General features: G+C 70.9%; 19 protein-coding genes. 5 read left to right on the top strand and 14 right to left on the bottom strand.

Features of this window, described 5'->3' with window-relative positions; genetic code table 11:
* Window positions 1–46: 46 nt before the first annotated feature.
* From AC3WXD_RS02600 to AC3WXD_RS02540, 13 genes are all read right to left on the bottom strand, one after another.
* Complete coding sequence (locus tag AC3WXD_RS02600) at window positions 47–1357, bottom strand: URC4/urg3 family protein (protein ID WP_454733200.1); 1311 nt, start codon at window positions 1355–1357, stop codon at window positions 47–49.
* Complete coding sequence (locus AC3WXD_RS02595) at window positions 1354–2592, bottom strand: GTP cyclohydrolase II (RefSeq protein ID WP_020203342.1); 1239 nt, start codon at window positions 2590–2592, stop codon at window positions 1354–1356. Before AC3WXD_RS02595 ends, AC3WXD_RS02600 begins: the two co-directional genes overlap by 4 nt.
* A gap of 262 nt (window positions 2593–2854) precedes the next feature.
* A complete protein-coding gene (locus AC3WXD_RS02590) occupies window positions 2855–3976 on the bottom strand; it encodes an acyltransferase family protein (protein ID WP_059411764.1) in 1122 nt (373 codons plus the stop codon).
* Between the two features lie 156 nt (window positions 3977–4132).
* Window positions 4133–4654 (bottom strand): hypothetical protein, encoded by a 522-nt coding sequence (locus tag AC3WXD_RS02585; protein ID WP_492322972.1) that lies wholly within the window; start codon window positions 4652–4654, stop codon window positions 4133–4135.
* Complete coding sequence (locus AC3WXD_RS02580) at window positions 4654–5832, bottom strand: MGDG synthase family glycosyltransferase (RefSeq protein WP_492322971.1); 1179 nt, start codon at window positions 5830–5832, stop codon at window positions 4654–4656. The genes AC3WXD_RS02585 and AC3WXD_RS02580 overlap by 1 nt, the downstream gene beginning before the upstream one ends.
* Before the next feature lie 19 nt (window positions 5833–5851).
* Window positions 5852–6694, bottom strand: a complete 843-nt coding sequence (locus AC3WXD_RS02575) for a YfaP family protein (protein WP_492322970.1) — start codon at window positions 6692–6694, stop codon at window positions 5852–5854.
* Window positions 6695–6744: 50 nt separating this feature from the next.
* Window positions 6745–7563: a YfaP family protein gene (locus tag AC3WXD_RS02570; RefSeq protein ID WP_492322969.1), complete on the bottom strand. Its 819-nt coding sequence runs from the start codon at window positions 7561–7563 to the stop codon at window positions 6745–6747.
* Window positions 7560–9296, bottom strand: coding sequence for a DUF2300 domain-containing protein (locus AC3WXD_RS02565; protein ID WP_492322968.1), 1737 nt, complete (start codon window positions 9294–9296; stop codon window positions 7560–7562). The genes AC3WXD_RS02570 and AC3WXD_RS02565 overlap by 4 nt, the downstream gene beginning before the upstream one ends.
* A gap of 7 nt (window positions 9297–9303) precedes the next feature.
* Window positions 9304–14091, bottom strand: coding sequence for an alpha-2-macroglobulin family protein (locus AC3WXD_RS02560; protein ID WP_492322967.1), 4788 nt, complete (start codon window positions 14089–14091; stop codon window positions 9304–9306).
* 5 nt (window positions 14092–14096) lie between these two features.
* Complete coding sequence (locus AC3WXD_RS02555) at window positions 14097–14798, bottom strand: DUF1175 domain-containing protein (protein ID WP_155888091.1); 702 nt, start codon at window positions 14796–14798, stop codon at window positions 14097–14099.
* Window positions 14795–16567, bottom strand: coding sequence for a DUF2138 family protein (locus AC3WXD_RS02550; RefSeq protein WP_492322966.1), 1773 nt, complete (start codon window positions 16565–16567; stop codon window positions 14795–14797). Before AC3WXD_RS02550 ends, AC3WXD_RS02555 begins: the two co-directional genes overlap by 4 nt.
* Window positions 16568–16873: 306 nt before the next feature.
* Window positions 16874–17095: a hypothetical protein gene (locus tag AC3WXD_RS02545; RefSeq protein ID WP_020203332.1), complete on the bottom strand. Its 222-nt coding sequence runs from the start codon at window positions 17093–17095 to the stop codon at window positions 16874–16876.
* The gene (locus tag AC3WXD_RS02540) at window positions 17092–17733 is read right to left on the bottom strand and encodes a hypothetical protein (protein WP_492322965.1); all 642 of its coding nucleotides are present in this window, start codon (window positions 17731–17733) and stop codon (window positions 17092–17094) included. The genes AC3WXD_RS02545 and AC3WXD_RS02540 overlap by 4 nt, the downstream gene beginning before the upstream one ends.
* Before the next feature lie 279 nt (window positions 17734–18012).
* On the opposite strand from AC3WXD_RS02540, the gene AC3WXD_RS02535 reads away from it, so the two are divergent.
* Both AC3WXD_RS02535 and AC3WXD_RS02530 read left to right on the top strand, forming a co-directional pair.
* The gene (locus AC3WXD_RS02535) at window positions 18013–18951 is read left to right on the top strand and encodes an amino acid ABC transporter substrate-binding protein (RefSeq protein WP_492322964.1); all 939 of its coding nucleotides are present in this window, start codon (window positions 18013–18015) and stop codon (window positions 18949–18951) included.
* 362 nt (window positions 18952–19313) lie between these two features.
* The gene (locus AC3WXD_RS02530; RefSeq protein WP_492322963.1) at window positions 19314–19613 is read left to right on the top strand and encodes an amino acid ABC transporter permease; all 300 of its coding nucleotides are present in this window, start codon (window positions 19314–19316) and stop codon (window positions 19611–19613) included.
* A gap of 99 nt (window positions 19614–19712) precedes the next feature.
* Here AC3WXD_RS02530 and AC3WXD_RS02525 read toward each other — a convergent pair whose 3' ends face one another.
* Window positions 19713–20603: a hypothetical protein gene (locus tag AC3WXD_RS02525; RefSeq protein WP_059411773.1), complete on the bottom strand. Its 891-nt coding sequence runs from the start codon at window positions 20601–20603 to the stop codon at window positions 19713–19715.
* Window positions 20604–20868: 265 nt separating this feature from the next.
* On the opposite strand from AC3WXD_RS02525, the gene AC3WXD_RS02520 reads away from it, so the two are divergent.
* The 3 genes from AC3WXD_RS02520 (at window position 20869) to AC3WXD_RS02510 (ending at window position 23958) form a co-directional block, all read left to right on the top strand.
* Window positions 20869–21432 carry an HdeD family acid-resistance protein gene (locus AC3WXD_RS02520; RefSeq protein WP_492322962.1) on the top strand — a complete coding sequence of 188 codons (564 nt, stop codon included), beginning with the start codon at window positions 20869–20871 and terminating at the stop codon, window positions 21430–21432.
* 373 nt (window positions 21433–21805) lie between these two features.
* Window positions 21806–23590, top strand: coding sequence for a glycosyltransferase family 39 protein (locus AC3WXD_RS02515; RefSeq protein WP_492322961.1), 1785 nt, complete (start codon window positions 21806–21808; stop codon window positions 23588–23590).
* Window positions 23587–23958, top strand: coding sequence for a DMT family transporter (locus AC3WXD_RS02510; protein WP_454733189.1), 372 nt, complete (start codon window positions 23587–23589; stop codon window positions 23956–23958). Before AC3WXD_RS02515 ends, AC3WXD_RS02510 begins: the two co-directional genes overlap by 4 nt.
* Window positions 23959–23967: the final 9 nt, after the last annotated feature.

Genomic DNA, 23967 nt, shown 5'->3' with positions numbered 1-23967 from the left:
CGAAAAGGTCGTGCCGCGCGCGGCGGGAAAGCGCGCGGCGCGGCGGCTAGAACACCGTGCCGTCGCTGTCGATGGCGAAGGGCGGCGCGCCGCCCGGCCTGCGCTTGGCGGCAATGCGCCGTCCCGCCGCCCAGGTGCCGCCCTCCAGCACGCGCGCCAGCGGAAAGGCCTCGGCCGACAGCCCGAGCGCCTCGCGCACCGACGCCGCCACCAGGTCCAGCCCGGTGACGGTGAGCGCGCGCCACTCCACGATGACCGGCTCGTCCACCGTATGCGTGACGCTGGCGAAGGCGGGATCGCGCGGCACCATCAGCTCGAAGTCGAACAGCAGGCCGCCGTTGCGGTATTCGGGCAGGCCGGTGAGGACTTCCAGTCCCGTCACGGTCAGGCCGGCGTCCTCGAGCGGCTCCAGCAGCGAGTACGTCAGCCATTGCGTGAGCTTGTGGAACGGCACCAGGCCGTCGGCGCAGGCCGGGTGATGCCAGCAGTCGCCCAGCGAGACGCCCTCCAGCTTGACGCGGCCGGGCCACACCGGCCCCAGCGCCACCAGCAGCGTGGTCAGCACGAAGCCGGCTTCGATGCGGCCGTCGACGGCGTGCGCCTTGAGGTAGTCGTACAGGTTGCCCAGCCGCGCCGGCGTGCCGAACACGGCGGGCGTGGCCTGCGCCACCTCGCCCAGCCGGCGCAGCAGCCCGGCGCGGCCTTCCAGGCCGACCAGCGGGTTGTGCTGCGCCACCTGGAACGCGGTGGCGATGGACGACGCATCGATGCGCATCAGCCGCTCGGCATCGGCGCGCAGCGGCTGGCCGAGCTGCGCGGAAAAGCCGCCGCGCGCGAACAGGTCGAAGCTGGCCACGCCGAGCCCTTCCGAGCGCGTGAGCAGCAGGTCGCTGGCCGGGTCGCGGTAGCGCCAGTCGGGGCCGGCGCCGGCGTCGAGCAGCACGCTGGGGATCACCAGGTCGATGCCGATGCGGGCCCGTTCCTCGCGGTCCGCCTCGCCGGACAAGCCGCCGCGCTCGCACAGGATCTGCCAGCGGTCCAGCCGCTCGCCGCCCTGGCCGCTCTCGAAATGGCGCCAGCGGCTGTGATACGGCACGTTCAGGTCCGGATAGCGCTGGCGGATGGTGGCCGCCACGTAGTCGGCCACCGCCGGGATGCGGTCCGGGTGCCAGGTAAACAGCTCGGACGCGCCCGCCGCCACGTGCCCGGTCACGGCCGCGCAGCGCGTGCGCACGGCCTGGCCGGTCAGCAGCGCCGCGGCCGGATGCCCCGGCGGCACCGGGCTGGCCCAGCCGGGCGCATCGGTGAAGCCGCCGGACGCGCCGCCCGGCGCGCCCGCTTCAGGTGTCTCGTTCATTCGTCCAGTCCTCTACCCTTTGCCAGCGCCAGTTCTTCCGCGTCGGGCGGGGTATAGCTCGTGAAGTAGCCAGCCGCTACCTTGGCGTCGATTTCCACGCGGGCGTCGGCCGGGATCAGCGCATCGGGAATCGCCACCTGCTCGACCACTTCGATGCCCTGCGCGGTCAGCGCCCCATGCTTCATGTTGCTCATCGAGGCCCAGCGGTCGATGCGCTTGATGCCGAGCCAGTGGAAGACGTCGGGCATGAGTTCCTGGAAGCGCATGTCCTGCACGCCGGCCACGCATTCGGTGCGCGCGAAATAGGTCTCGGCACGGTCGCCGCCGACCTGGCGCTTGCGCGCGTTGTAGACCAGGAACTTGGTGACTTCGCCCAGCGCCCGGCCTTCCTTGCGGTTGTAGACCACCAGGCCCACGCCGCCCTGCTGCGCCATCTCGATGCAGACTTCGATGCCATGCGCGAGATAGGGCCGGCAGGTGCAGATGTCGGAGCCGAACACGTCGGAGCCGTTGCATTCGTCATGCACGCGGCATGCCACGCGGGTCTCGGGCTTGCCGAGCTTGCCGACGTCGCCGAAGAAATACAGCGTCATGCCGCCGATGGGCGGCAGGAACACCTTCAGGTCGGGCCGCGTCACCAGTTCCGGGAACATGCCGCTGGTCTGCTCGAACAGCGCGCGGCGCAGCACGCTTTCCTTGATGTCGAAGCGCCGCGCCAGCCCCGGCAGGTACCACACCGGGTCGATCGCGGCCTTGGTGACGCGCACGTCGCCGTTGGCGTGCAGGATCTGGCCGTCCGGCACCAGCCGCCCGGCGGCGATGGCGCCGGCCAGCTCCGGCATGTTGATGTGGGCGCGCGTGATGGCGATCGACGGGCGGATGTCGATGCCCGCCGCGATGCGGTCGGCAAACGCGGTGGAGACCAGGTGGCCCCACGGGTCCAGCGAGACGATCTTGTCCGGGTCGGCCCACTGCGGATGCGGGCCGATCACCTCGGCCGGCGCGGTGTCGGTCAGGTCGGCGCGGTGGTCGCGCTGCAGCTTGCCCGAGGCCACCGCCAGCGCGCGATAGACCGCGTAGGCGCCCGAGTGGGTGCCGATCACGTTGCGCTGCGCGGGATTGGTGAGGCTGGCGATCACGGGACCGCGCTCCGCGGCGGTGGCCGCACCCCAGTGGATGGGCTCCGCCGGCTTGTCGCGGCGCGCGTGCGAGGTCAGGACGATATGATCGGACATGGCAGCCTCGGAACAGGAATCCTGACCAAACGGTCAGGTTTACGATTCCATAGTAGGCAACCTTCATGCCATATCCCAATGCTCGTTTTTACCGTATGTTGCGCGGCCAACCCTGCCGCGCAGCGCCCGGGCGCACCGTGCGCGTGCGGCCCGCCGCCGGCTTGTGGTGCAGCGGCACCATGTGAAAGCGGCGCCCGGCCTGGGTGGGCCGGGCGCCGCCTGGAACGCGCCGCGCAGGAAGCCGGGCCTGCCGGCCGGCAGCTCAGGTGGAGCGCTCGCGCCCCACCGGCTGGCGCCGCGCCGCGGACCCGGCGCGGGCCGGCCACAGCGCCTGGCGCATCGCGCTCAGCGGCGCCCCGCTTTCCACATAACGATGGAACAGCGTGCCGGCCACGTTGCTCAGCAGCCATGCCGCGACCATGCCGAGCGCATTGAGCACCGGCTGCTGTGGCGCAAGATGGAACACCACCGCGTTGACCACCAGGCAGACCGGGAAGTGGACCAGGAACACCGAGTAGGAAATGCGCCCGAAAAATGCCAGCGCGCTGGCGCGCGGCCAGTGCTCCAGCCAGCCGCCGCGGCGCGCCATGCCCAGCAGCAGCGCCACCGCCAGCGCCACCGCGATGCGCAGGCGGAAATCCACGATCAGCGCGGCCGCCACCGCCGCGCCCAGCACCAGCAGCGCCACCGGCGAGCGCTCGGGCGCGGAGGCCCAGTACGCCAGCGTGCCCATGCCGTAGGCACCGAAGAAATAGATCGCCCACATGTCCCAGGCGGCATCGCGGTTGAACCAGAACAGCGACGCCAGCGCCAGCGCCGACACCGCCAGCATGCCCAGCGCCGCGCCGCCCGCTTCCAGCCGGCGCGCGCACAGGCGCGCCGCCCACAGCGCCACGATCAGCAGCGCGAACAGCTGCAGGTCGATGGCCACGTACCAGACGCCCGCCGAGAGCGCGTCGAAATCGAGCACGTTGTGCAGCAGCAGCACGTGCGCCAGGAACTGGTGCAGGCCCGGCGCGCCGGGAATGGAATCGTGATGCATCCAGGTGCGCGCGATCGCGGCGCCGGCGATGGCGATCAGGATGGCCACGGTGTAGGGCACCACCAGCTTCTGGTAGCGCCGCCAGATCGCCAGCAGCGGATGCGGCACCATCAGGTGGCCGCCGGGCGCGAGGCTGCGCGCCGCCAGGAAGCCGCTGATGACGAGGAAGGCCTGCACCGCGATGCGCGCGTACTGCGAGAACCAGTCGAGCAGGTCGGGGGCCAGCACGTGGGCCACATCCGACATCGGGCCGTAGAAAGCAAGGTGATGCAGCACGATCAGCTGCGAGCTGATCGCCTTGAGTGCGTCAATGCACGCCATGCGCGAAGGACGGGGGCTCATCGTTATTTGTTATAAGAATGCGACAAAGTGCAGGAGGCGTGATTCTACTCCTATGTGTGCATGGCGCACCGCCGCGGTGCGGTACCCGCCCGCCGCGTCACTTTCCCGCCACTGCCCGATTCCCCGTTCTCGTGCGCTCCCCCGGTTCAGCCCGGTTCAGCCCGCCCGCCGGCACGAAAACCACAGCAGCGCCGCCGCCGCGCCGAGGCCGACCCAGTAGTCGGTCGGCGCGCCGCCCAGCCAGTGGACATGCCACGGCACGAACGCCGGCGCGAAGCGCGCCACGCCGTAGGCCGGGTTGAGCACGAACCAGAGAAAGTCCTCCGTGATCCAGAACAGCATGATGCAGGCGAGCACCCGGGCCTCGGCGCGCCAGTTCCAGCGCCCGGCGAACAGCAGCGGGAAATGGAAGAACAGAGCCACGCACGGAAACACCCAGGCGTGATAGCCGGTCATGGGGCGCCCGCCCCAGAAGATGTCCAGCAGCCAGTGGCGCTCGATGCGCCAGGTCGGCAGGTTGGCGGCCCAGCCGGCGGCGCCTTCGATCTGGATCTCGACGTTGGCGAAGAAGTACGCCATCAACAGGGTCCAGCCGACCGTCAGCACCAGCGCCAGCGGATGGCGCGGGGGCCAGGCCTGCGCCTGCCGCGGCAGGGCCGAGAGGTTCAGGGAGCGCATCAGTGCGCCCCCGCCAGCACCGGCGCCGGCTGCGGCCGGCCGGGCAGTTGCGCCAGCACGGTCTGCAGCACGCGCCGCGCCGCCGCCGGCCGGCCCAGCGCGCGGGCGCGCTCGCGCATCTGCGCCAGCCGCGCCGGCTCGGCCAGCAGCAGGCGCACGCGGTATTCGAGCGAGACCAGGTCCACCGACTTGAGCGCCGCGCCCTGCTCCAGCAGGTAGTCGGCATTGCGCTCTTCCTGCCCGGGGATCGGCGCGTTGACGATCATCGGCACGCCCATCGCCAGGCACTCGGAGGTGGTGAGGCCGCCCGGCTTGGTGATGACGAGGTCGGAGCAGGCCATCAGCCGCGCCACCTCGTCGGTGAAGCCGAACGGGAACAGCCGGCCCGGCCGGGCGGCGGCGAGCGCCCCGAGGCGCGCCAGCGCGGCCTCGTTGCGCCCGGCCATGACGATCAGCTGGAAGTCGTGGTCCAGCCCAAGCAGCGCGCCGGCCACCTCGTCCAGGCCGCCGAGGCCGGCGCCGCCGCCCATCAGCATGATGGTGCGCCGCGCCGGGTCCAGCCCGAAGTGCGCGGCGCAGGCCTGCCGGTCCTGCGGCGCGGTGAAGGCCGGCACCACGGGGATGCCGGTGGCATGGACGCGGTCCGGCTCGATGCGGCTCGCGCGCATGCGGAAGGCGATCTCCTCGCTGGCGGCGAAGTAGCCGGTCATATGCGGGATCACCCACATGCCGTGCAGGTCGAAGTCAGTCACCTGCACCCACACCGGCACCGCCAGGCGCTGGCGGCGCACCTCGTGCATCAGGATCTCGGCCGGCAGGAAATGCGTGCAGACGATGGCGTCCGGCGCGAACTCGTCGATCGCGCGGCGCAGCGCGCGCGTGCTCAGGCGCTCGGCGGCGCGCCGCAGCTTCTGCATGGGCGCGGCCGGGTCGGCCTCGGAAGTGTGAGCGTAAAGCATGCCCCACAGGGCCGGATAGCTGTTGACCAGCTTGATGTAGAAATCCGTGTAGAGCTTGCGGAAGGTGGCGGGCACGTAGCCCATCACGTCGAGATGCAGGGTCCGCACCTCGGGGAATTCGGCCTGCGCGGTCAGGCGCAGCGCCTCGGCCGCGCGCATGTGGCCGGCGCCGGCGGAAACGCTGAGAAACAGGATCTTGTGCGGCGGCGGGGGCGGCATCGGGGGCATCGGTTCCGGGTCACTTCATGACAAAGGACTTGATCAGGGTCAGCTCGCCGGGCTTGCGCATCGGCACGCGGAAGACCTGCTGCTTTTCGTTGGGCGTGTTCTCGTCCGTGATCACCGCCACCTGCGCCACGGTGATCGCCTCGGGCCCCGCGCCGCTGCCGTAGTAGTTCACGTAGACGAGGTAAGTGCCGGGCGGCGGCGCGGCGATCGAGTAGATCTCCGGCCCGTAGCCGGTGGTCACGTCCACGTCGAGCGCGCCGCCGTTGCCGGCCACGCGGTTGGCGTAGAAGGTGTGCTGGCCGTCGGGCGCCACCACGTGCAGGTCCAGGTCGGTCGCGTCGCTGTCCCAGGACAGTACCACGCGCAGGCGCGGGCGGGTCCGGCCCTGGTAGCCGTCGTAGAACTGCACGCGCTTGCCGGCGCCCTGCGCGGTGCGCATCTCCACGCTGTTGCTGCCGCCGGAGAAGGCGTAGGGCCGCGAGAAGCTGCCGTCTTCTTCCACCCGCTGCGGCATGGCAACGCCGTTGACCACCAGCGTGGCGACCTGGCCGGCGCCGCGCCGCCCGCGGGCTGCCGGCGCGGCGGCGCTGGCCGCATCGCCAGCATCGCCCGCGTCGGCCTTGGGCGAGGCACGGATGCGCCCGGCGATCATCGCGCTGGCGGGCTGCCCCGCCGGCGTGGACACCGACACCGCCGGATAGTGGACCTCCTGCGTGTAGGCAGCCGTGTCGCCGGCGGCGTTGCGCCAGCCGTTGCGCGGCGTGGTGAACTCGATGGCGTCGCCGGCGTGCGCGGCGGTGGCCAGCAGCGGCAGGATCAGGCTGGCTAGAACGAGGTTCGGCTTGCGATGCATATCCACGGTCCCATCGCCCTTGCGGGCATTGTCTTTCCCGGCGGCGGGCTTCAGAAGCGCACCGACTTCATCAGCGCCAGTTCGCCCAGCTTGCGCAGCGGCATCACCAGCGTCTCGCGCTTTTCGTTGAGGGTGTTTTCGTTGTAGATCAGCGTGAGCTTGGCGGTGATCAGGTCGCGCGCGTTCGCCCCGGACTGGAAGTTGTAGCCGCTCGCGTCGAAGTTGCCCCAGTAGTTCACGTAGAACAGCCACACGCCGGGGCGCGGCGCGGCGCTGGAGAAAATTTCGGGACCGGCGCCGTCCACGCTGTCCACGTCGAGCCCGCCGCCCTCGGCCAGCAGCGGACTGGCCCAGAAAGCGTGCCCGCCTTCGGGCGAGATCACATGGAGGTCGACTTCCGCCTTGGGATCGTCCCACGTCAGCACCGCGCGCAGCTTGGCCTGGACCTTGGTGGCGTCGGCCTCGTAGAACTGCAGGCGCTGGCGCGCGGCGCCGTCGGCGGAGATGATCTCCACGCTGTTGGAGCCGCGCCCGAACGCCCACGGCCGCGCAAAGCGGCCCTGCTCGTCGGCATAGAGCGGCATGGCGTTGCCGTTGACCACCAGCGTGGGCGGCTTGCGGCCTGCGCTGCCGGCCTGGCGCAGGCGGCCTTCGATCAGCGTGCGGTATTTCTGCGCGCCGCGGTCCACCGGCGGCTTGGGATAGGCCGCCGTGTAGCGCTCCAGCTCGCTGGACAGGCCGCTGTGGCGCCAGCCGCCGGCGGGGCCGTCGAGGTCGGCCACCGGACCGGCCGTGGCGGCCAGCGGCGCCAGCGCGCAAGCCAGCGCCACGCGGCGCCAGCAACGCGAAAAAAGAGAGTGGCGGGTCATGAGGGATCTTCCGTGCGCACCAGCCGGCGCGCGAGGCTTTCGACGAACGACTCGTCCTGGCCGCGCGGATGGCGCGCGAATGCGAGATGCAGGTATTCGTGCGCCAGCGCGATGCGGTCGTCCTCGCTGGCGAGCCGGTGGATGTAGAGCCGGTTGCGGCGCGCGTCGGCATAGGGCCGGCCTTCGCGCACCTCGCACACCGCGGGCAGCGGCGGCGCCTCGAAGCCGGGCTCGGCGCCGAGCCGGCGCTGCCATTGCGGCGCGCGCTGCGCCAGCCATTGGCGCGCGCCGGCCACCGCCAGGCAGTCGCCGGCCACCGGGCTCTGGAACGAGGTCAGCGTGGCCTGCGGCCACCAGCGCGCGAGGATGGCGTCGAACGCCTGCCCCTGCGCGGCCGCGCGCCGGGCCTCGGTCCACGCCATGCGGCCCTGGCCGCCGGCATCGTGGTGGTAGCGCACGGCCACGCCGGACAGCACCAGCGTGTCGGTCTGGTCGGCCGCGCGCCGCGCCGCCGCGCCGGCGGGACGCGGCAGCACGCGCTGGGTGCGGCTGCTGTCGGCGATGCGGAAGCAGCCCTGCTCGCGCGCGGCCTGCTGGACCAGGTAGCTGCGCGCGGCCACGGCCAGCGCGCGGGCCGCCTCGGGCTCGGCGGTGTCGCCTTCGCGCTCCACCACGCGCGCCACGTAGTCGTTGAGGCCGAAGCGCCCGACCACGCGCGGCGCGGCGCCGGCCGGGCGCAGCAGGCTGAGCTCGCCGCGGCTTGCCACGCGCGCGCTGTTGCCGTTGGCGAACTCGGCGCGGAAGCTGCCGTCGAGCGGGCCGGCCGGCGCGGCCTTGCCATCGGCGCCGCGCACATCGCGCAGCGGGTAGCGCTCGAACAGGTCGACCAGCACGCAGGCGCCGTCGTCGGGCACCGGCACCGCGGCCAGCAGCGGCCGCAGCAGCGGCGCCGCGCGCCGCAGCACACTGGCGCTGGCGCCCTGCCCGCCCAGCCACGCCGGGCTGCCGTCGGCCAGCCAGCCGGCCGCGCCGCCGATGGACGCGCCCGGCCGCGCCGGATCGGGCATGGTCCAGGTCTTGGCGCGCAGCAGGCTGCCGTAGTCGGCCAGCGTGCCTTCGCCGCGCCCCACGGTCAGCACCGACACCAGCGTGGCCGAGGCGGCCTGCTGCGCGGCGGGCGGCACCGCGTGCAGCGCCGCCAGCAGCTCGGCCACCGGCACCGCATGCTCCGGGCGCATCGCCTGCATGTCCTGCAGCCAGGCGGGCGCGCCAGCGTCCTGCCAGAAGCGGCGCCAGTCGGCGCCCGACAGACCCAGCCGGCGCGGCTCGAAATAGCGCCCGCACGACCGCACCAGCGCATGCTCGCGGTCGATGCCCTGGCCGGCCGTGCAGCAATAGACTTCCTCGGGGTCGCCGCCGCGGCAGGTGTAGTCCTCGGTGCGCTGGTCACGGCCCACGAGGTAGCTGTAGACGAACAGCTTCCACACGCTGCCCAGCGGCGTGCGCAGGCCGGCGGGCAACGGCGCGGGCGCGCTCTCGCCGCCGCCGCCGAGGCGGTAGAGCCGCGCCTCGCCGCCGGCCAGCCGCGCGAAGCGCAGCGGCTCGCCGCCCTGCGCCTGCGCCGCGGCGAACGCGGGCGCGACGCAGGACAAGGAAATCAGCAGCGCAAGACAATGCACCAAGCGGCGCGCCCCGCGGCGCCCCGCCCTGCCTGCCGTCACGGCCGCGCGCATGCCGGCCTCACTCCACCGTCAGCGGGAAGGCCGCGGTCTTGCCGTCGCCCTGCAGGGCCTTGGCCTCCGGCTGGTACATGCGGAAGTAGCGCACCGGCGGCAGGCTGAACTTGCCCGGCAGCGAGAACCGCACCAGTTGGCGCAGCACCACGGGCCGCTCCAGCGCGACCACCGGCTGGTGGTACGACAGCATGCCCATCTCGTAGGTCACGGCACGCTGGAACGGCTGCAGGCCGGTGGCCTTGTTGTCGGGGTCGGGCAGGCCTTCGATGCGCAGGCCCCAGGTGGTGCCCTCGACTTCGCCGCCCGGCGGCAGCGGCGCCTCGACCAGTCCGTAGCGGTAGGTGCCCTGGCGCGGGCTCAGCACGATCTCGTCGACGTAGAGCGTATTGCTGTCGAGCTTGTCGCCCGGCTTGACCGGCCTGGCCGAGAACGCCAGGCCCGCGGTGCCGGCGGCGGCGGGATCGGCCGGCCTGCCGCCCTTGTCGGCCTTGTCGGCCTTGCCCTCCTCCCCGGCCGGCACCAGCCGGTAGAGCTTGCGCTCGATGCCGACCGGCAGGCCCGGCGCCTCCTGCGCGCGGCTGCGGTACGACACCACCGCATTGGTGTTGTACGACTGCGATGCCGCGTCCATGTTCGGCGCAGCCGCCAGCGTCAGCGCCTCCGGCAACTGCGCGCCGGTCCAGCGCCATTCGGGCAGGCCGAGCGGGCCGCGCGCGGCCTGCCAGTTGCCTTGCGGCGCGCGCGGCGCGGCGCCGGCCTCGCCGGACAGGCCGCGGCCAAGGCCGCCGCCGAGCGCCTTGTCGAGCCACACCAGGGTCACGGCGCGGTCGATGGTCGGGCTGGCGGCGCCGGCGCGCGACAGCAGCGCCTGCACGTCCGAGGCGGCGGCGCCCTTGCCGGCCATCAGCAGCAGGCTCTGCACCAGCGGCGAAGGATCGGCGGCCAGCGCCTGGCGCGCGGCGTCGGCCGCGCTTGCCAGCCCTTCGGGCATGGGCTGGCCGATCTGCTTGTAGAGCTGCGCGGCCAGCACGGTGGCCACGCGGCGACCCTGCGGCGAATCGGGCGCGGCGAAGACCAGGCTGTCGCCGGCCCCCACGGCGGCGCTTGCATCGCCGCCGGGCCGGCCCAGCTCGGCGGACACGCCGCCCAGCTGCGTCGCCACCGGCAGGCCCATTTCGTTGATGAACCACAGCGCCAGCACGCGGTGCAGCGGCGGCTCCTTCATGCTCTGCTTGTAGGCATCCAGCGTGCGCTTCCAGTGGTCGGGCGGCAGGCTGACGCCGACCGCGCGCGCGGCCAGCCAGTCGGCGTAGTAAGCGTAGGCGGTCAGCAGCGCGCTGTTGCCGAGCGTGTCGCCCCACCAGCCGAACTGGCCGTTGACGCCGGCCAGCAGCGCCAGACGCTGGCGCTGGGTGCGCACCAGCGCATCCAGGCCCTGCGTGTCGCCGCCGGTATTGGCGCCGGTATTGGCGCCGATACTGGCACCGCTCGCGGCCAGGCTGCGCTGGGCCAGCGCCAGCGGAATCAGGCGGCTGGCGGTCTGCTCGGTGCAGCCGTAGGGATAGGCCAGCAGGTCGTCGGCCACGCGGGCGAACTGGCTGGCGGCGCTGTCGACGAAACGCAGGCGCACGTCCTGCGCGTCGGCCGGCAGCTTGAACGCGGCGTTGGCGCCCGACAGCGGCAGCGTCAGTTCGCGCTGCGACAGCCAGCCGGTGGGCTCCACCGTCAGCGTGGTCTGCAGGCGGTCCACCGCCTTGCCCTGCTGCCGGATCTCGGCGCTGACCGTGCCGCTGCGCAGCGCGCCCGGCGCCACCGGCAGGCGCACGTAGTTGGCGCCGCGCTTGAGCGTGACGCTCTGGCTGACGTTCAGGCCCGCGCCCGTGGCCACGAGGTCGGCGGCAACGTCCTGCTCGCCCTGGTTGAAGGCGACCATGTCGATGCGCGGCGCATCCTCGGCGCGGTAGCGCTGCGGGCCGGTCCACTTGAGGTACAGCGCCTTGTCCGAGCGGATGTTGGCGGTGCGCTGGCCGACCGTGCCGTCCGCGGCGATGGCGCGCACGGTGATGCGCCAGCGGGTGAGCGAGTCCGGCATGACGAAGGTCATGCGCGCGCGCCCGTCGGCGCCGGTGCGCAGGCTGGCTTCCCACGCGGCGGTGTCCTTCTCGTCGCGGCGCGGGCGCTCCAGCACCTTGACGCCGCGCTCGTTGTAGCGGCCGCGCTCGGGGCCGGCGCCGCCCTGCTGGCCGGAGACGGCCAGGTCGTAGCCGATGAAGTTCAGGCTGGAGGTGGTGCGCACGCTGTTGCGGCGCGGATGGTAGAAGAAGTCGACGATGCTCGGCGCGATCTCGGGCTGCAGCACGTAGACCATTTCGTCGACCACGCTGACCGTGAGGTTGGCCGGCACCGGCTTGCCGCCGAAGGCGCTGCTCAGGTCCAGCGTGACGGTCTCGCCGGGCGCGTAGACCGGCTTGTCGCTCTTGACGGCCAGGTCGATGGTCGGCTGCACCACGGCGATGCCGGCGTTCTGGAACACGTAGTCGCCGTCCTTCACGTACAGCACCGAGAACGTCATGTTGGGGCTGAAGCCGTTGCCGACCTTGATGCGCGCGCGCCACTGCCGGTCCGTGACCTTTTCCAGCGAGAGCCAGTCGCCGCCCCTGGACAGCAGGCCGCGGCGCTCGACGCGGTCGCGCTCCAGCGTGAGCAGCGCGTCCTCCACCGCCAGCGGGAACGTCACCAGCGCCTCGGCGGTGTCGCCGATGCGGTAGCGGTCGCGGTCGAACACGATCTCGATGTTGCCGGGCACGGTCTGCAGGCCTTCGCCCGCGACCCAGTGGCTGGCCGCCGCCAGCAGGTTGCCCGCGGCGTCCTTGACCGACAGCGTGTACGAGCCCGGCTGGTCGAACTTCACCGGGAACGACAGCGCGCCATTGGCGGCCGCGCCCAGCTTGCCCTCGGTGCGCGCGCGCGATTCGAGCCGCACCAGTTCCCAGCTGGCGGGCGCCTGCGCCGGCGCCTGGGCGGCCAGCGCCTGCAGCGTGAAGGTCACGCTCTGCCCGGCGTTGGTGAAGTTGGCCGGGCCGGTCAGCTTGTACGGCGTGGCGCCGCGCGCGATCAGCAGTTCGCGCGTGACCTTGACGCGGTAGGCCGCGCCGTCGTTGGCGAATACCGTGACCACGTAGCGGCTCGGCTCCCTGGCCGCCGGCAGCGCGAGCGTGGCGTTGCCGCTGCCGTCGGTGGTCAGTTCCTGCTGCTCCAGCTTGACCGGGAACAGGCCGGCGTAGCGCAGTTCGCCCTCGACCATCGTCACCTGCTGCGCGCGCAGGCTGACCGACAGCCTGGCGTCCTTGACCGGCTTGCCGTCGGGATAGCGCAGCTGGATCTTGCCCTTGACGGCCTCGCCGGTGGCGTAGTCGGCCTTGTCGAGCGCGAGGTTGACGTCGAAATGCGGCTTGATGTACTCGGCCACGCGGAAGGCGCCGCCGTAGGTGTTGCCGCCGTAGTCGAAGCGCAGCGTGTAGCCGCCGGCCAGCGCGTTGGCCGGCAGTGTGAAGCGCGCGTCGGCGCCGTTGTCGGCGTTGAGCACGGTGCCGAGCGAGGCCAGCGGCGCGCCGTTGGGGTCGAGCACCTCGAGCTTGATGTCGCCGGCGGCGGCGGGCGCCGACTCGGTGGCGCTGCGGAAATTGCGGCCGATGAACTTGACGCGCACCTCGTCGCCAGGGCGGTACAGCGGCCGGTCGGTGAAGGCGAACAGCTTGGTGTTGTAGATCTCGCTGTCGTAGTAGAAGTTTTCCGAGATGAAGGCGCCGCCCGCCGGGTCCACGCCGAGCAGGTAGCTGCGCTCGGGGCTGGCGTGCGCGAGTTCCGCCGCGCCGTCGGCGCCGGTGGCGGCGCTTTGCAGCACGCCGAGGCCGTCGGTCCACGCCAGGCTGGCGCCGCTCACGGGGCGGCCGCTCTTGCGCTGCGCGGCCCACACCAGCATGCCGTCGGCGGTGCTCTTGGTGATGGCCACGGTGTCCGAGACGAACAGCAGCGTATGCGCGCGGTAGGTGCCGATGATGCCTTCGACGATGTACAGGCCCGGCTTGAGCTTGCCCAGCGGCACCATCACGTTGCCGGCGTCGCGCGGCAGGAATTCGCTGCTGCTGCCTTCGAGCTTGACGTCCTTGGGCGGCGCGATCTCCTTGGCGTCCCAGATCGGGTAGCGGAAGCGCGCCACCACGTCGTAGCCCTTGAGCGGCTCGTATTGCGGGTTGTTCTCGAAGCGCGTGGGCTGGGCGATCTGGTCGCCCATGCTGAACTGCGGCGCGTCCTCCACCGCCTTGCTGCGCGTGGCGAACGACAGCACGCGCTGCCAAGCGCGGCGCGCCTGCTTGTACCAGCTGTCCCACAGGTAGGACAGCGTGTTGGCCAGCCCTTCGCCGCGGTAATTGGCCTTGACGTCGATGCGGTGCAGGTTCTTCTGCGCGCGCAGGAAAGCGAGCGGATCGGCCACGCGGTAGACCAGGATGTCGGCGCCGCCGTAGCGCTGCAGTTCCGCCTTGTACTCGCGGCCCGGCGCTTCGAGCCGCACCTGCGCGGTCTGGTCGCTGCCGAAGCTGGCGTCCGAGAGCAGGAAGAACGGCTGGCCCTGGAACGCGGCGTAGCCGCTGGGCGGCACCGTGTCGAGCGTGGCGCCCGGCTGCCCTTCGGCGCTGGCGGCGTGGGCCGCGCCCAGCAGGGCAAGCGCCAGCAGCAGGCGGGCGGTCACGGAACGCAGGAGCGCGCGGGCGCGCGTCATGACGACAGGCATCGTCTTTACCTCGACAAAAAAGCGAAACGGAATACGCCGATGAAATTGGGATTGCCGTCCTGCGGCTGCCAGCGCGAATCGTTCCATTGCATCAAGCGGGAAAGGGTGACGGCACGCAGACCGTTGTCGGTGCGGGTCACGGTGCCGGTGTGGTAGGCCAGGGACTGGCCCATCCAGATCATCAGGTGCTGCTCGTCGCCCTGGTCGTAGAACAGCAGGTCGCCGGGCAGCGCCAGATTGACGTTGCGCGCGACGAAGCGGCTGTTGCCCTGCACCAGCGCGAGCGCCGAGGCATAGGCGCCGGTGCTGCCGTCGGCGCGCGTCCAGCGCTGGCCGAGCGTGCGCTGGGCCGCGGTGAGATTCAGCTCGGGCGGAAGCTGGCGCGCGGAGGCCGCGCCCTGCATGCCGTTGGCGCGCAGCCAGCGTGCGTCGTGCACGCGCAGCGCCTCGCCCACGGCGAAGCGGACCAGGCCGGCGCAGTCGCGCTGGTACCAGCGCGGGGTCGGGCCCTGCCGCAACTGCTCGCCGACGATGCGCACGAACCACGCGCGGAACACCGCCGACTGCGCGGGGTCGAGCAGATCGGCCGCGGGCACGTCGGGCGCCAGGCCCGACAGCGCCAGCGCGCGGCCGATGCCGGCCAGCGGCAGGCCGGCGGCGGCCAGCACCGCCAGCGCGGCGCGCCGGCCGCGCAACGCTGCCGTCACTGCGCGGCCTCCGCCGCCCGCGGCTGCGCCGCGCTGGCCAGCACGCCGCGCGGCGCGCCGGACTGCCGCCACGTCACCGGCACCCAGGCGCGGCCCGAGGGCAGGCTGTCGGCCAGCACCAGCGACATCGCCGGATAGGCGCCGAGCGCCTTGAGCTTGGGGAACAGATGGGCGCGCGCCGCGTTCAGGAACAGCGCTTCCTGCTCGGCCGGCAGCGCCTTGGTGGCCTCGCGCCGCACCAGCGGCGCCAGCGTGGACGGGGTGAAGCTCAGCACCGTGCGGGCCTGCTGCTCGCGCGGCATGGTGTCGGCCGCCGCCGGGAAGCGCTTGCCGCGCACCGCCAGCGCGTCGTCGACCAGCGTGGCGTCCGGCGAGAACAGCACGGTATCGCCGGCCAGCGCCAGCGTGACGGGGAAATAGGCGCCCGCGGACAACTGCTCGGCGAACGGCGCGCCCTTGGCTTCGCGCGTGCCGTAGGGCGAGCTGACCGGGCGCGACCACAGATCCGCGCCGCCGGCGCCCTTGCTGGCCTGCACGGGCAGCCGCGCGTAGCCGCCCTGCTCCGCGGCGGCCTTGGGCTCGTAGGCGCCGATGACCTGCGCGAACAGGCTGGCCAGCAGCGGCCGCAGCGCGGCCGCCGCCGACGCCGACTTGAGCCGCGCCATGAACAGCGGCGCGACCAGCGCGGACTTGCTGTACCAGCACACCGCGGCCGGTCCTTCGAACGCCTGGCCGACCTGCGCGGCCAGTTCGTCCTGGGCGCCGCTGACCTTCTGCAGCATCTTGCCGGCGGCCTGCCAGTCGACCGGCAAGGTGGCGCAGGCGGCCGGATCGGCCGGCAGGGCCTGCCAGAGCGCGGCGGCATTCCACTGGTCCGGCAGGCGGGCGCCGTCGACCAGCACCGCGCTGCTCCAGTCGGCGCCGCCGCCGGCGGCCTTGGTATCGGCGCTGGCGAAATCGAAGCGCAGCGCTTCGATGCCGGGGAAGAAAGCCTGGTAGCCGAACGAGAGATAGTTCACCCCGACCACCGCGCGGTGCCCCTTCGGCGCGCCCTTGGCGGGCTCGAGCGCGAACGACCGCAGCGGCGCCTCGCGCGCGGCGGCATCGTCGGACAGCCACGCCGCCACCGCCTTGGCGCGCGCGCCGATGGGCTTGCTCTCGGCATCGAGCAGCATGCCCGCCTCCGACAGCACCACCAGGCGGTCGCCCTTGCCGGCGATCAGCAGGCTGCGCGCGGCTCCGATGCGCAGCGCGTAGAGCGGCGTGCCGTCGATCTCGCCGGCGCGCGTGAGCTGGGCATCGGCCGGCGCCACGGTGGCCAGTGCCTGCAGCACCTTGGCCAGCCCGTTGCGCTCCATCGCCAGCGCCCAGTAGCGCAGCGTGCCGTCGGCGCCGCGCCACGCCATCAGGCGGCCGGGCTCGTCGAACACGCGCTTGAGCAGGCTGTCGGACCAGTCGAGGTCATGCTCGAAGGCGATGCGGCGCAGCGCGCCGGCCACCGACAAGCGGCCCTCGTTGTCCTCGTAATAGTTGACGAAGTCCTCGGTGAGGACATCGCGCAGCAGCGGCACGCGCAGCATGTCGCGCGGCAGGCTGGACAGGCTCTCGCTGTCGACCAGCGCGTCCGGCCGGCCGAAATCGAGCTCGACCTGCCGCGGCTGGCCCTTCCACGGCCTGCCGAAAGGATGCCAGACAAGCTGCACCGCCACGCCCGCAGCAACCGCCAGCGCGGCCACGCCAAGCGCGATTTTCCTGCGCGACATCTTCATGGTCCCCTTCCCGTTTTCTTGGTCGCCCTACTCTTGGTCGCCCTACGTCACGAACGCGGCGCGCCCGGTAGCGTACCGTGCACATCGATCCCCTCGCAAGCGGGGCGCTGTGAAAATTTGTGATAGATCCGGCTCTGTCTGTCACACAGTCGGCACGATGATGCCGCCCGCGGGCAAGAAAATGCCCGCGCGGCAGAGCCGGGCGGGCATTGGCGATTCGCACCTTGGTGTCGAATCGTCCAAATGAGATCGTCCAAATGAAAAGGGGCCGCGCTGTGGCGCGGCCCCTTCGATTCTTGCTGGCGTTTACGCTGCCTTGCCTTTCCTGACGACCACGACGGTCTTGTCCTTCCCGGCTGCTTTGCGGGCAAGCACCGCGCCCTTTCGCAAGGATTCGACCTCCCCCGCCAATCCGGCCTCTTCAAAGCTAAGGTCCGAACGCCTTCCCGTGCCCTTTGCGGCACGTTCAATCTCCTGGCGCGTCGAAGGGCGCAATTTCTTGGCTAGCATGCTGGCAAGCGCCGTCATAACCGAATTCCGTTTTCCTGCATGTATCGGTTGAGTATAGCCCACGACCGGCTGTCAGGCTTCAGGTCGAACTCCATCAATCTGCCGGCCCCGTTCTCATACCACCAGGCGCGTCCCTCCTCGGAGTCCATCAGATCGAGGACCGTCGTGGCGTATTGCAGAGGCTCGGGCAACCTTGCCCGCTCGCCAGGTTCCAGTTCGGCATCGTAGCCGAGCCGCGGCCACGTGTAGTAGCCATTGAAGTGGGCGCTGTCGCGGCTGCCGACAGCTTCGGTGACGATCTTCGAGAAGTCTTGCGCCGACGCCTCGGTGGCCTCGATTGCGAAACTCCTGACCCCAAGCCCCTGGTTCTGATATTCCGTCTTCAACAAGAAGGACTCATTGACGATCAATACCAGCCCGTCTTCTCCCGTTCGGATCTCGCGAATCATCTCGGTGAGCATCTTGTGCCTGACCGTGAGGAAGATGGCCTTTGCGGATTCGGCAACCTGGATGCGGGAATCGTCCATGGCACCCGCGAGCCGGGCTATCTGGGCAGGCTGCATGGCGGCACGGGTATCTTCAGAGACGGACGGGTCATATGAAACATCGACCTTCCCGTTGAAATGTGCCTTGGTAATATCATCTCTGGCATCCACGGCGGCGATCTTAGCAGCCTCGGCACAGTCCTCTCAAGATCGGCAGGCCGCCGGGCGCCCGGCAGTTCCGGCAACGTGATCGCCCGGAACACCCATGACTGCCACCTACCGTGATACGCGTGGCGCGGAGCGGGCCGAAATCGAGCCGACCGGCTCATTCCTGCCAGACAGCCCAAGCCCGGCCTGGCCTTCACGGTGGCGAATTTACTTATGACCAAGATGTACTTTGTGCACCGCGGCAACGCGCGTAGCCTTCGTTTTTTTGAGAATTTCGCCACGATGCTGCCGTTTGCCACCCTCCGCCGCGCCGGCGCGGCGCGCGCTTCCCGCCTGCTGGCCGGGCTCGCGCTTGCCGCCAGCGCCATCGCCGCCGCTCCCCACGCCGCCCTGGCCCAGGGCGCGAGCCCGGTGCTCGACAAGATCCGCAGCACCGGCACCATCGTGCTCGGCTACCGCGAATCGGCGCTGCCGTTTTCCTTCGCCGACGACAAGGGCCAGCCCGCCGGTTATGCCGTGGACCTGTGCCTGCGCGCCGCCGAGGCCGCGCGCGTCAAGCTGGGCCTGAACGCCATCAAGGTGCGCTGGATGCCGCTCACGCCGCAGAACCGCATCCCGGCCGTGGTCAACGGCCTGGTCGACCTGGACTGCGCGCCCAACACGAATTCGCTGGAGCGCCAGAAGCAGGTGGCGTTCAGCGTGTCGCACTACATCTCGACGGTGCGCATGCTGGTGCGCGCGGATTCGGGCATCCAGTCGTTCGACGACCTGCGCGGCAAGACCGTGGTGACCAGCGCCGGCTCCACCGGCGACCGCCACGTGCGCCGCCTCAAGGGCCAGTACGGCTTCCACGACGTCTACGCCAAGGACCACGGCGAGTCCTTCCTGCTGCTCGAATCCGGCCGCGCCCAGGCCTTCGTGATGGACGACGTGCTGCTGGCCGGCCTGCGCGCCCGCGCCAAGGATCCGTCGCAGTACGTGATCGTCGGCCCGGCGCTGTCGACCGAGCAGAACGCGCTGATGATGTCGCGCGCCGACCCGGAATGGAAACAGCTGGTGGACCAGACCCTGGCCTCGGTGTTTGCCGGCCCGCAGGTGGTGGCGCTGCAGAAGCAGTGGTTCCAGCAGCCGATCGGGGCGCGCGGCATCAATCTCGCGCTGGCGCCGAGCGCGCAGGTGCGCGAAGCGTGGAAGCACCCTTCCGACGTCGCCACCGAATAAGCGCGGCCGTCCCGCCCCCGAGGAATCCCGCAGCCGGCAGGCTCGCGGGATTTTTTTGCGCCTGGCGACGCACAATTCCGCAATGCCGCGCCCTCCGCATGGAGCACGACGCACATTCGCGGCGGCTGGCAAGCAAGAGCCGGCGACTACGGCAATAGCGGCTTTCCATAGGCCGGCATCAACCGTGTTCCCGGCAATACAACGCCGACCGCCGCAAGTTGACAAGCCGGCGAAATGTTGGCGACACTGGGCCCGAGCGGACAAACCGGCAGGGGCGGCCAGGCTCAGGCAAGGCGCATCTCCCCACGGCGATTTTTCCGCGCACTCGAACCGCCGCGAGGCGGCATTTTCCAGGAGAAACCATGAACAAGTTCGTCGCGACAGCCATCGCGCTTTGCATCGGCGCCGTTTCCGTGGCTGCCCAGGCCCAGACCGGCGGGAAGAAGTTCGACCCGTACAGCCAGGGAGCCAAGTCGGGCGAGAAGTTCGACCCGTATACCCAGGGCGCCAAGTCCGGCGACAAGTTCGACCCGTACACCCAGGGCGCGAACAAGAGCACGCGCGCCGACCTGACCGGCGATGCCTCGGCACCGGCCGCCAAGAAATCGCACAAGAAGAGCAAGAAGACCAAGAAAGCCGCTTCGGCAGCCGCCGCAAGCTGACCGGCGGCAGCCGGCCGCACCGCATGAAGCCCGCCAGCCGGCGGGCTTCATGCTTTCAGGCATCCGTGCGCGGGGTCACGGCGGACCGCGCGGCAGCGCTCAGGGCGCGCCCAGCTCCAGCGCGGTCACGTCGATGCGCTCGACCTTGCTTTCCTTGTTGTCCTGCTTGTCCCGCTGCCGGACCTCGGTGCGCAAGACGAAGGCCTCCGCCGGGCAGTACCAGTCGGTGACGTTCAGCACCGCTGGCTCCACCTGCACCACTTCCTCGTCCACCATCAGCGGCCCCAGCGAGGTCCGCTTCTCGTAGGTGATGGGCATGCATTCCTTGCGGCCCAGCACGGTGTCGATCATCTGGCGCTTGCCGACGTGGCGCGTGCCGACGTTGATCGACGCATAGAGCGCGCGCATGTTGCCAATGGCTTCGTCCCGGCCCAGCGGATAGATCTGCAGCGAGACGCTGGACTCGAAGGTCTCGCCGTCGAGCGTGCCGCCTTCCCGGATGTCCTGCCCGGCGTAGTTGAACACGCCCTGCCCGCGGAACGCCGCCTCGCCGTACATGCGGGCATAGCGCCCCTGCGCGTTGATCACGGCATGCTCGCTTTCGATGCTGGTCCGGGCCGTGCTGGCGCGGCGCTCGATGTTGACCATGTGGATCTGGTCCATGATGACCGGCGGCCCCATCAGCGCGGAGAGCGCCGACTTGGAGCGCACTTCGAGCTGCGCCCGGCAGCCGTCGGCGCTCTTGGTGGCGTGGCGCAGCGTCATGGTGATGGAAGTGGGCATGTCGCCGTCGCCTTCCATCTGCACGCGCGCGCCGGAGCGGAACCACGGCGCGTCGCACAGGAACGCCGCGGAGCGCGCCACGGCTTCCATCGGCATCTGCGCCGCGGCCTGGCCCTGCGGCGCGGCCTGGGCGAGCGCGGAGCCGCCGTGCGCCAGCAGTCCCGCCGCCAGGGCGGCCACCCCGGCCAGTTGCGCCTTTGTCCTCACATGATTCCTGTCTAGAATGATTTCACGCCCCCGCTGGTCCCGGCAAGGCACCGCGCGCCAGGGCGGGCAGGCGTGTGCGCCCGCGCTGGACCAATGTACTGGCAAGTGCCCTGAAAAGTGCCCTGGATCCCGCGTCCGCCGGTTCGGCGGGCTCCGGCATCGGGACACTAGAAAGTAGCGCTTTTTCGCTGGCTTGTCTTGTCGGTCTTCGTCGATGCAGGCCACATGCCCGCCGCGGCAGCCTGCCGTTCGTCAGGGAGTTTCCATGCTTCACTACTACGCCAAGCTCTGGTGGGTCGTCGGCCTGCGCGGCGCGTTCGCGCTGCTGTTCGGCATCTGCGCGCTGTTCGCGCCCATTGCCACGCTGGCCGCGCTGGTGCTGGTGTTCGGCGCCTTTGCCGCGGCCGACGGCGTGACCGCGCTGGCAATGGCCATCTCGGGCAGCCAGCGCGAGGCCAGCGACCGCGGCATCCTGGCGCTGCAGGGCCTGCTCGGCCTCGGCGTGGGGCTGCTGACGTGGTTCAGCCCGGTGGTCACGGCATTTTCGCTGCTGTTGTATATCGCGGCCTGGACGCTGGCCACCGGCGTGCTGCAGATCGTGGCCGCCATCCGCCTGCGCAAGGACATGCCGAACGAATGGTGGCTGGTGCTGGCCTGCGTGGCCAGCATCGTCTTTGCGTTCCTGCTGCTGTGGCAGCCGCTGGCCGGCGCGCTCGCGCTGCTGTGGCTGATCGGGGCCTGGGCGCTGGTCTGGGGCGTGCTCCTGATCGGCGTGGCGCTGCGCCTGCGCGGCGCCCGCAACGGGCCGGCGGCGCCACTTCCGGGCTGACGGGCCGCGCGCGACAGGCCTCGCGGGCACCGCCCGCCCCCGCCGCAGGCGGGGAACCCCGGCGGTCGTGCTAACATTGCGCGCCGCGCCACAAGAGGGCGCGGTTTGCCGTTGGCGAGTACCGCCCGGGCGGCCTGCGCCGGCATGGCTTCGGCTTGTTGTCCACCGAAGCGGCCGCTGCAGCGTTGTGATGTGTTTCCTGCACGCGAGCCGCCCCCGAATCCGCCCGATCCGGGCTGGCCACCGGCACGCGATGCACTGGCACACCCACGGCCGATCCGGCGCACCCGGCGGCACGGCGCCATGCCGTGCCCCGCCGGGGATCGCCCGTCATCATTGCCATGACGCCCATCCGACCGTTTCCAGGAGATGTATGCGTAGTTCCGTGACCTCGCGAGATGCTTCGCGAAACACCGCGCAGGGTGTTTCGCAATCCGCCGGCCTGCCGCTGGGCGCGATTATCCTGGTCAGCCTGCTTATTCTCCTGGTCTGGTTCGGCACGCTCGAGGCGCGCCACCTGCTGCGCTCGGACGAAGGCCGCTACGCGGAAATCGCCCGCGAGATGTTCGCCAGCGGCGACTGGGTCACGATCCGCTACAACGCGCTCAAGTATTTCGAGAAACCGCCCTTCCACATGTGGGTGACGGCGCTGTCGTACACCCTGTTCGGCGTGGGCGACTGGCAGGCGCGGCTGTGCGTGGCGCTGTCCGGCATGCTCGGCCTGGTGGTGTCGATGAAGGCCGCGGCGCGCTGGTACGGCACCCGCGCCGCCCTGCTGACCGGCCTGGTCCTGGTGGCCGCGCCGATGTGGAGCGTGGCCTCGCACTTCAACTCGCTCGACATGACGCTGTCCGGCGCGATGGCCTGCGTGCTGGCGTTCATGCTGCTGGCCCAGCACCCGGCCGCCACTCCGGCCGCGCGCCGCTACTGGATGTGGGCGTGCTGGGTGGCGATGGGCGTGGCGATCCTGACCAAGGGCCTGGTGGGCATCGCCCTGCCGGGGCTGGTGCTGGTGATCTACACGCTGATCGCACGCGACTTCGGCCTGTGGAAGCGGCTGCATCTGGCCAGCGGCATCGCGCTGATGCTGATCGTCACGGTGCCGTGGTTCTGGCTGGTGTCGGAGCGCAACCCCGAATTCCTCCATTTCTTCTTCATCCACGAGCACTGGCAGCGCTACACCTCCACGGTGCACTCGCGCAAGGGCCCGCTCTGGTATTTCGTGCCGCTGCTGGTGGCCGGCTTCCTGCCGTGGCTGGGACTGGCGCCGCGCATGTGGCAGGTGGTGCGCGGCGGCGCCGCGGCGGCGCACGCCACCGGCACCCGGCCGTTCCAGCCGGCGCTGCTGCTGGCGGTGTGGGCCATCGCCATCTTCGTGTTCTTCAGCCTGTCGGGCTCCAAGCTGCCGGGCTACATCGTGCCGATCTTCCCCGCGCTGGGCATGCTCGCCGGCGTGGCGCTGCAGCATATCGACGACCGCAGCTGGCGCCGCCAGATGAACGGCATGCTGGCGATCGCGGTGGCCGGCCTGCTGGCCAGCCCCTACGTGGCCACGCTGAATTCCGACAACACCCCCAACGAGCTGTACCGCCTGTTCGCGGTGTGGGTCGGCGCGGCCTTCGCGCTGATGATCGTCACCATCTTCGCCGCGCGCTGGCTGCTGGCCCGCAAGGGCCTGATGGTCAGCATCACGGTCTACGCGGTGGGCCTGTTCGGCAGCTTCACGGTGGCGCTGCTCGGCCACGAGGTGATGGGCCGGCCGACCTCTGGCGTGGACATGGTGCCCGCCATCGAGGCGGTGCTGACCGACGACATGCCGATCTACGGCGTGCGCATGCTGGACCACACCCTGCCGTACTACCTGCGCCGCACCACCATCATGGTGGAATGGCCCGACGAGCTGGAGTTCGGCACCCAGCAGGAGCCGCAGAAATGGCTGCCCACGCTGGATGCCTTTATTGCAAAATGGCAGGATGGCCAGCGCGCCGTGGGGATCATGTCCGCCGCGACCTACCGCCTGCTGCAGGAGCGCAACGTGCCGATGTACAAGATCGCGCAGGACAAGCGCCGCGTGGCGGTGGCCAATTTCCCGCTGCCGGGCCAGACCCCGGCGGCCGCACAGCCCTCCGCACAGCCAGAACCGAACCGCGCCCCATGACGCTTTCCACCTTCGCATTCATCTTCACCGGCGTGCTGCTCAATGCCTGCGCGCAACTGCTGCTCAAGGCCGGCACCAACGCCATCGGCGCCATCACGCTGGAGCGCGCCACGCTGCTTGCCACCGCGCTGCGCGTGCTGACGCAGTGGCCGGTGCTGGCCGGGCTGACGCTCTACGTGGTGAGCGTGGGCGTGTGGATCGTCGGCCTGTCGCGCGTGGACGTCTCGATCGCCTACCCGATGCTGTCGCTCGGCTACGTGGTGAACGCGCTGGCGGCCTGGTGGCTGTTCGGCGAGATGATCGGCCCGCTGCGCGTGGCCGGCATCCTGCTCATCCTCGCCGGCGTGTTCCTGATCGCCCGCTCGTGAGCGCCATCC

The sequence above is a fragment of the Cupriavidus sp. FW216-B1 genome (assembly GCF_058789195.1).
This window is presented reverse-complemented; position numbering and strand designations above follow the sequence as displayed.

Excerpts from the sequence above, each read along its gene's own strand:
- AC3WXD_RS02590 (WP_059411764.1), bottom strand. The coding sequence starts at position 3,976 with ATGAGCCCCCGTCCTTCGCGCATGGCGTGCATTGACGCACTCAAGGCG.
- AC3WXD_RS02595 (WP_020203342.1), bottom strand. The coding sequence starts at position 2,592 with ATGTCCGATCATATCGTCCTGACCTCGCACGCGCGCCGCGACAAGCCG.
- AC3WXD_RS02515 (WP_492322961.1), top strand. The coding sequence starts at position 21,806 with ATGCGTAGTTCCGTGACCTCGCGAGATGCTTCGCGAAACACCGCGCAG.
- AC3WXD_RS02530 (WP_492322963.1), top strand. The coding sequence starts at position 19,314 with ATGAACAAGTTCGTCGCGACAGCCATCGCGCTTTGCATCGGCGCCGTT.
- AC3WXD_RS02575 (WP_492322970.1), bottom strand. The coding sequence starts at position 6,694 with ATGCATCGCAAGCCGAACCTCGTTCTAGCCAGCCTGATCCTGCCGCTG.
- AC3WXD_RS02580 (WP_492322971.1), bottom strand. The coding sequence starts at position 5,832 with ATGCCGCCCCCGCCGCCGCACAAGATCCTGTTTCTCAGCGTTTCCGCC.
- AC3WXD_RS02550 (WP_492322966.1), bottom strand. The coding sequence starts at position 16,567 with ATGAAGATGTCGCGCAGGAAAATCGCGCTTGGCGTGGCCGCGCTGGCG.
- AC3WXD_RS02520 (WP_492322962.1), top strand. The coding sequence starts at position 20,869 with ATGCTTCACTACTACGCCAAGCTCTGGTGGGTCGTCGGCCTGCGCGGC.
- AC3WXD_RS02570 (WP_492322969.1), bottom strand. The coding sequence starts at position 7,563 with ATGACCCGCCACTCTCTTTTTTCGCGTTGCTGGCGCCGCGTGGCGCTG.
- AC3WXD_RS02600 (WP_454733200.1), bottom strand. The coding sequence starts at position 1,357 with ATGAACGAGACACCTGAAGCGGGCGCGCCGGGCGGCGCGTCCGGCGGC.
- AC3WXD_RS02510 (WP_454733189.1), top strand. The coding sequence starts at position 23,587 with ATGACGCTTTCCACCTTCGCATTCATCTTCACCGGCGTGCTGCTCAAT.
- AC3WXD_RS02560 (WP_492322967.1), bottom strand. The coding sequence starts at position 14,091 with ATGCCTGTCGTCATGACGCGCGCCCGCGCGCTCCTGCGTTCCGTGACC.
- AC3WXD_RS02565 (WP_492322968.1), bottom strand. The coding sequence starts at position 9,296 with ATGCGCGCGGCCGTGACGGCAGGCAGGGCGGGGCGCCGCGGGGCGCGC.
- AC3WXD_RS02535 (WP_492322964.1), top strand. The coding sequence starts at position 18,013 with ATGCTGCCGTTTGCCACCCTCCGCCGCGCCGGCGCGGCGCGCGCTTCC.
- AC3WXD_RS02545 (WP_020203332.1), bottom strand. The coding sequence starts at position 17,095 with ATGACGGCGCTTGCCAGCATGCTAGCCAAGAAATTGCGCCCTTCGACG.
- AC3WXD_RS02585 (WP_492322972.1), bottom strand. The coding sequence starts at position 4,654 with ATGCGCTCCCTGAACCTCTCGGCCCTGCCGCGGCAGGCGCAGGCCTGG.